Source organism: Mesorhizobium sp. M1A.F.Ca.IN.020.06.1.1 (assembly GCF_004023265.1).
In the GTDB taxonomy this organism is placed as follows: domain Bacteria; phylum Pseudomonadota; class Alphaproteobacteria; order Rhizobiales; family Rhizobiaceae; genus Mesorhizobium.
The window spans coordinates 1-5263 of sequence record NZ_RZSR01000376.1 but is presented as its reverse complement, the minus strand read 5'-3'; the positions used below and the strand labels follow the sequence as shown (position 1 = coordinate 5263).

The 5263-nt window shown below is 65.0% G+C and carries 5 protein-coding genes; 2 read left to right on the top strand and 3 right to left on the bottom strand.

Annotated elements, in window-relative coordinates; genetic code table 11:
- Positions 1–98: 98 nt before the first annotated feature.
- Positions 99–656 (top strand): GNAT family N-acetyltransferase, encoded by a 558-nt coding sequence (locus tag EOA60_RS17380; RefSeq protein ID WP_095823217.1) that lies wholly within the window; start codon positions 99–101, stop codon positions 654–656.
- 27 nt (positions 657–683) lie between these two features.
- Here EOA60_RS17380 and EOA60_RS17375 read toward each other — a convergent pair whose 3' ends face one another.
- Positions 684–1067: a DUF983 domain-containing protein gene (locus EOA60_RS17375; RefSeq protein WP_164746753.1), complete on the bottom strand. Its 384-nt coding sequence runs from the start codon at positions 1065–1067 to the stop codon at positions 684–686.
- A 111-nt stretch (positions 1068–1178) separates the two neighbouring features.
- Here EOA60_RS17375 and EOA60_RS17370 point away from each other — a divergent pair, with 111 nt between their 5' ends.
- Positions 1179–2555 carry a PLP-dependent aminotransferase family protein gene (locus EOA60_RS17370; protein WP_164748219.1) on the top strand — a complete coding sequence of 459 codons (1377 nt, stop codon included), beginning with the start codon at positions 1179–1181 and terminating at the stop codon, positions 2553–2555.
- Between the two features lie 26 nt (positions 2556–2581).
- On the opposite strand, the gene EOA60_RS17365 is transcribed toward EOA60_RS17370, so the two are convergent.
- Together EOA60_RS17365 and EOA60_RS17360 are read right to left on the bottom strand one after the other, a co-directional pair.
- The gene (locus tag EOA60_RS17365; RefSeq protein ID WP_127335060.1) at positions 2582–3763 is read right to left on the bottom strand and encodes an MFS transporter; all 1182 of its coding nucleotides are present in this window, start codon (positions 3761–3763) and stop codon (positions 2582–2584) included.
- A gap of 236 nt (positions 3764–3999) precedes the next feature.
- Positions 4000–5263, bottom strand: a 1264-nt coding sequence (locus EOA60_RS17360) for a Na/Pi cotransporter family protein (protein WP_164899369.1), incomplete at its 5' end; no start/stop codon positions are given.

Below are 5263 nucleotides of genomic sequence, written 5' to 3'. Positions count from 1 at the left end.
AGATGTGCTTCCTCAACAAGGGCGAAATCCGCTTTCAGTCAGCTTGAGGGCGATCCTGACCGGGGCTATGCCTCCGATCTCGCAAAGGACACGGCTTCATGGTCGAAATCGTCAAACCGGCGCTCGAGCATCTGCCATCCTACAAGGCGGCGCTGGAGCGCGGCTGGTCGCCGGACAATGTGCGGCTGCTGGAGGCTACGCGCGAGCAGCTTGAGGCGATCGAACAGGATCCGGCGGCATTCCTTGCCGGCCTTGACGATCCCGACGCCAAGGGGCCGCCGATCGCGCTGCCGGACGGCACAATGGTGCCACGCCTGCCGGGCTTCCGGCGCTGGATCTGGGACGGCGAGGCCGCCGGCTCGATCGGGCTTCGCTGGCAGAAGGGCACGTCGGCGCTGCCGCCGCACGTGCTCGGCCACATCGGCTATGCCGTGATGCCATGGAAGAAGGGGCGCGGCTATGCCACCGAAGCGCTGCGGCTGATGCTTCACGAGGCAAGGGCGGTCGGTCTCGACTATGTCGAGATCACCACCGATCTCGACAATCTTGCATCCCAGAAGGTGGTGCTCGCCAATGGCGGCATTCTCGTCGGGCGGTTCGCCAAAGTCGCCGCCTATGGTGGCGCGGAGAGCCTCAAGTACCGGATCGACCTTTAGGTCTCAAGGCAAGCGAACTTGAGAACTTTATTCGCCGGGCCTGGCCAGTCTTCCTTCTGCGGCCTTGTAGTAGAACTGGCTCGCGACAAGCCAGCCTTTCAGCGGCCTGAGCGGCGGAATGCAGGTCGCAAGGATGATCGGCACCGAAACGAAGGCGTGGAACCACATGGATGGCTCGAACGTCACCTGCGCCCAGACGGCGAACAGGACGGAGGGCACGCAGGCAAAGCAGATGACGAAGAAGGCGGGTCCGTCGGCCGGATCGGCAAAAGAATAGTCGAGCCCGCACACTTCGCATTTCGGCGCCAGCTTCAGAAATCCGTCGAACAGCCGGCCCTCTCCGCAACGCGGGCATCGCCCGCGGATGCCGACCCGCCAGGGTTCGAGGTGGGGATAGTGCGCGTCGTGCATGGTCATCACTCCAGGACCTCGCATGCATTCGATCGGCCTTGAGGTCACGCATACATACTAATATGATTATTGTATGCATACAATGCGACAAAATGTATGGATGCCGGTGGCATGAACAGTGAAGGGGACCTCAGCTGGCTTTCTCCCTTGGCGGAAGACTCACGGCCGCTCTATCTCAAGATCGTCGAGGCGCTTGCGGCTGCCCGCTCGATCGGGCGGCTGCAACCGGGGGACAGGCTGCCGCCGCAGCGAGAGCTTGCCCGCTTCCTTGGCGTGGATCTGACCACGGTCACCCGGGCGTTCACCGAAGCCCGCCGCAGGAACCTGATCGATGCAACGGCCGGTCGCGGCACCTTCATCACGCCCGGCGAGCCGGAAGAGCCGATCCTCGATCTGAGCATGAACATTCCGCCGGCGCCTTCGGGCCTGAGCCTGCCGGCATTGATCCGGAGCGGCATCGAGGGACTGCTCAAACGTTTCAGCGCCGAAGCACTGCTTTCCTACCATCCCGGCCCGGGTTCTCCCGCGGAACGCGCCGCCGGCTCGTATTGGCTTGCCGCAGCCGGCGGCAGGTTGCCTGTCGAGCGCGTGGCTCTTGGTTCGGGGGCGCAGGCGCTGCTCGCCGCCGTCCTTCTGTCGCAAACCCGTGAGGGCGATACGATCCTCACCGATACGCTGACCTATCCCGGCCTGATCGCGCTGGCGCAGGCCACGGGGCGGAAGCTGGCTGGGGCGGGACGCGACGATGACGGCATGCGCCCCGACCATCTGGAGGAAGCGGCGCGACGATATGGCGCCCGCGTCCTCTATCTCAACCCGACACTTCACAATCCGACCACGCTCACCATGCCGGAGGGCCGGCGCCGGGATCTGGCTCGGATGGCGGGCAGGCTTGGCCTGGTGATCGTCGAGGACGATCCCTACAGTCCCCTGCAGACCGCTTCACCGCCAGCCTTCCTCAGCCTGGCGCCGGACCGGACATTCCACCTGGCTACGTTGGCGAAATGCATCTCGCCATTTCTGCGCACGGCGTTCCTGGCGGCGCCTGACGCGAAATCCGTCGAGCGGATCGCGGCGACAATCCGGGGCACCACCATGATGGCGCCGCCGCTGATGACGGGGCTCGCCTGCGAGTGGGTGCGAAGCGGCCTCGCCGGCGAGATCACCGCCGCGGTGCGTGCCGAAGCAGAGGCCAGGCAGACGATCGCGCGCAAGATCCTGCCGGCCGGTTTCGCCTCGACGGAATCAAGCCTGCATCTTTGGTATCCGCTGGATGCGCGATTGCGTTCATCGGATATCGCCGAGATCGCACGCCGTCGCGGATTGGCCCTCAGCCCGGCGGAAGAGTTCTCCGTCGTGCCCAGTGCCGCTGATGGCTTGCGGCTGGCGTTGGGTGCCGCATCCAGCCGCGAAAGGCTGGAGGAGGGGCTTCACGGTTTGATGTCGATCCTGTCGGGCGGCTCTGGCTCCTTGCGTCCTCAGGTCTGAGCCGGCAGAGCGGCACGCCAAAGGCTCTATTCCGCCGCAGCCGGCAACGGCGGCGTCGCCCGGCTGCGCCATTCCCAAGCCTGCGAGGCAAGCGCGACCGCCAGGGCCACCAGCATGGCAAGCGCGCCGGCGACCGGCAGGCTGCGATAGCCAAGACCGGCATTGAGCATCGCAGCGCCCAGCGAGGCAGCGAGCGCGATGCCGACATTGAAGCCCGAGGGAATCAGCGACGAGGCAAGGTTCGAGGCGTCTGCCGTCCAGGCCAGGATCCGGGTCTGGATCGGCGCGCCGATGGCGAAGTTGAGGCCGCCCCATATGACGATCGCGACGATCATCGGCACCGGGTAGGGACTGACCGCATAGATGACGCCAAGCATTACCGCCTGCAGGAAAAGCATGGCGATCAACGACGGCATCAGCTTCCAGTCGGCAAGCTTGCCGCCCAAGAGAACGCCGATCGTCGCGCCGACGCCGTTGAGCAGCAGCACAAACGGGATCAGGCTTTCGTGGAGGCCGGTGACTTCGAGCAGCGTCGGCGTGATGTAGGTGAAGAGGCCGAACTGGCCGATCATCAACATCAGCATCAGGATGAGCGAGGTCCAGACCTGCTGGCGCCCCAACACGCGCACCTCGCGCGCGAGGCCGGCGGGCCGGTTGGCGGCGCCTGCCGTGCGGGGCAGCAGCGCAAGCATGGCAACGATCGCGATGACGCCCAGCGCGCACATCACCCAGAAGGTCGCCCGCCAGCCCCAGAGACCGCCGATCGCGGTGCCGGCCGGAACGCCGATAACGTTGGAGACGGTCAATCCAGAGAGGATGACCGCGACCGCCCGGCCGCGCTGGTCCTCGCGCACCAGGCCGACCGCGACCACCATGGCGACGCCGAAATAGCAGCCATGCGCCACTGCAGTGGCAATGCGCAGGAGAAGCATCGAGGTGAAATCGGGCGCCAGCGCGCATGTGGCCTGGCCAAGAGTGAAGGCAATGGTCAGGGCGATGAGCAGCGACTTTCGCGAGACCCTGCTGGTTGCGAGCGCCAGGAGCGGACCGCCAATGGCGATGCCGCAGGCATAGCCGGAGACGAGATAGCCGGCGGTGGGCACGGAAACACCCAGACCCTGCGCTACCTCCGGCAGCACGCCGGCGATGACGAATTCAGTCGTGCCGAAAGCGAAGGCGGCAATGAACAGGGCAATGAGGGGCAGCATGGCGCGGACAGCGATCCCGAATGAGCTGGCCTCAAACCATGGATGGACGCTACGGGCAATGCAGAAATTGTCGATGCCGCTTTAGGTTTTCTTGACCGGGTTGGGCAGTGGTCTCGACTGGCCCTCTTCGTGCCGTACGGGCGCTCAGTCGGAGCCGTCATCAATCTCACCGTCACCTAGCCGACGGATGCGAGGATTGAACGAAGGCTAATTGTGTGCGGGCCGGTCGGTCGATGCTAGCTCGCCTTCAGCCGCGAGCCGCCGAGCAGCCCGCGCTCCTCCAGCACCGGGTAGGCCATGGAGGCGAGCAGCGAATTGATCTGCTTGAGGTCGCGGATGGTGTCGAGATGGATCGAACTGGTCTCGACGCTTTTCGCGGTCCCGTCGCGCAGCCGCACGAAGTGGCTGGCGCTGGTCTCTTTCTCGCGCTCGCGCAGCAGGTCCTTCTCGAGCACCAACTGGCGGGCGGTTTCCGGGTCGCGCGAGACCAGCACGTTGAAGGCAAGCCGCGCATTGGCCAGAACCGAGGCATGGAAAGCGCAAAGCTCGCGCCAGCCCTCGGGCGTGAATTCCAGCCCGCGCTCCAGCTTCTTCCTGACATGCACAAGCATGTTGCGCACGATGATGTCGCCGACCTGCTCCAGCTTAACGCAGGCGCCGATCAGTTCCTGGCAGCGCAGCGCCTCGTCCTCGCTCAGGGGGTTCTTGGTGACCTTGGCCAGATAGAGCTTGATCGCGGCGTGCTTCTGGTCGACCCGGTCGTCGAGCGCGGCCAGCGCCTTGATCTTGCCGGCGTCGGCGCTCTCATAGAGCTCGATGATCCGCTTCAGCATGATCTCGACCGTCTCGCAGACCCGGACCACCTCGCGCGTGGCGTTGGCCAAGGCCTGGCTTGGCGTGTCGAGCGCGCTCTCGTTCAGCGCGGACAATTCGACCACGTCGAGCGCTGCCGCCGGTTCGGGCTTAGTACCGAGCGCCACTATCTTCTCCGAAGCGCGATAGACGAGGCCGGCGAGTGGCAGCCCGGCAAGCAGGATGATCACGTTGAACAGGATGTGGGCGTTGACGATCTGGCCGGAGGCCGTCGTGCCGAGGAAGGAGAAGTGCGGCCTGAAAATCATGAACAGGATCAGCATCACGAGCGAGCCAAGCCCGCGCATCAGAAGATTGCCGATCGGCACGATGCGGACTTCCGCCGCTGCCGAGCGGGTGAGCATCGGCGCGATGATCGAGGAACCGAGATTGACGCCCAGGATCAGGACGACGCCGAGCTCCGGAGTGATCAAACCCCGGCCGGCTAGCGTGGCCATGAGCAGGACCGCCGCGATGCTCGACTGGAACAGCCAGGTGATCAGTGCCGCCAGCAGGTAGGAGCTGATCGCATCGCCGGAGAAGTAGTCGATGATGACCGGCATGAGCTGGCTGTCGCGCAACGGCTCGGAAGCTTGGCCGATCATCTCCAGCGAAAGGATCAGAATGCCGATGCCGACAAGGATGCGG

What these genes read in the sequence shown, in the direction of transcription:
- EOA60_RS17380 (WP_095823217.1), top strand. Translation starts at nt 99, where the DNA reads ATGGTCGAAATCGTCAAACCGGCGCTCGAGCATCTGCCATCCTACAAG.
- EOA60_RS17375 (WP_164746753.1), bottom strand. Translation starts at nt 1,067, where the DNA reads ATGCACGACGCGCACTATCCCCACCTCGAACCCTGGCGGGTCGGCATC.
- EOA60_RS17370 (WP_164748219.1), top strand. Translation starts at nt 1,179, where the DNA reads ATGAACAGTGAAGGGGACCTCAGCTGGCTTTCTCCCTTGGCGGAAGAC.
- EOA60_RS17365 (WP_127335060.1), bottom strand. Translation starts at nt 3,763, where the DNA reads ATGCTGCCCCTCATTGCCCTGTTCATTGCCGCCTTCGCTTTCGGCACG.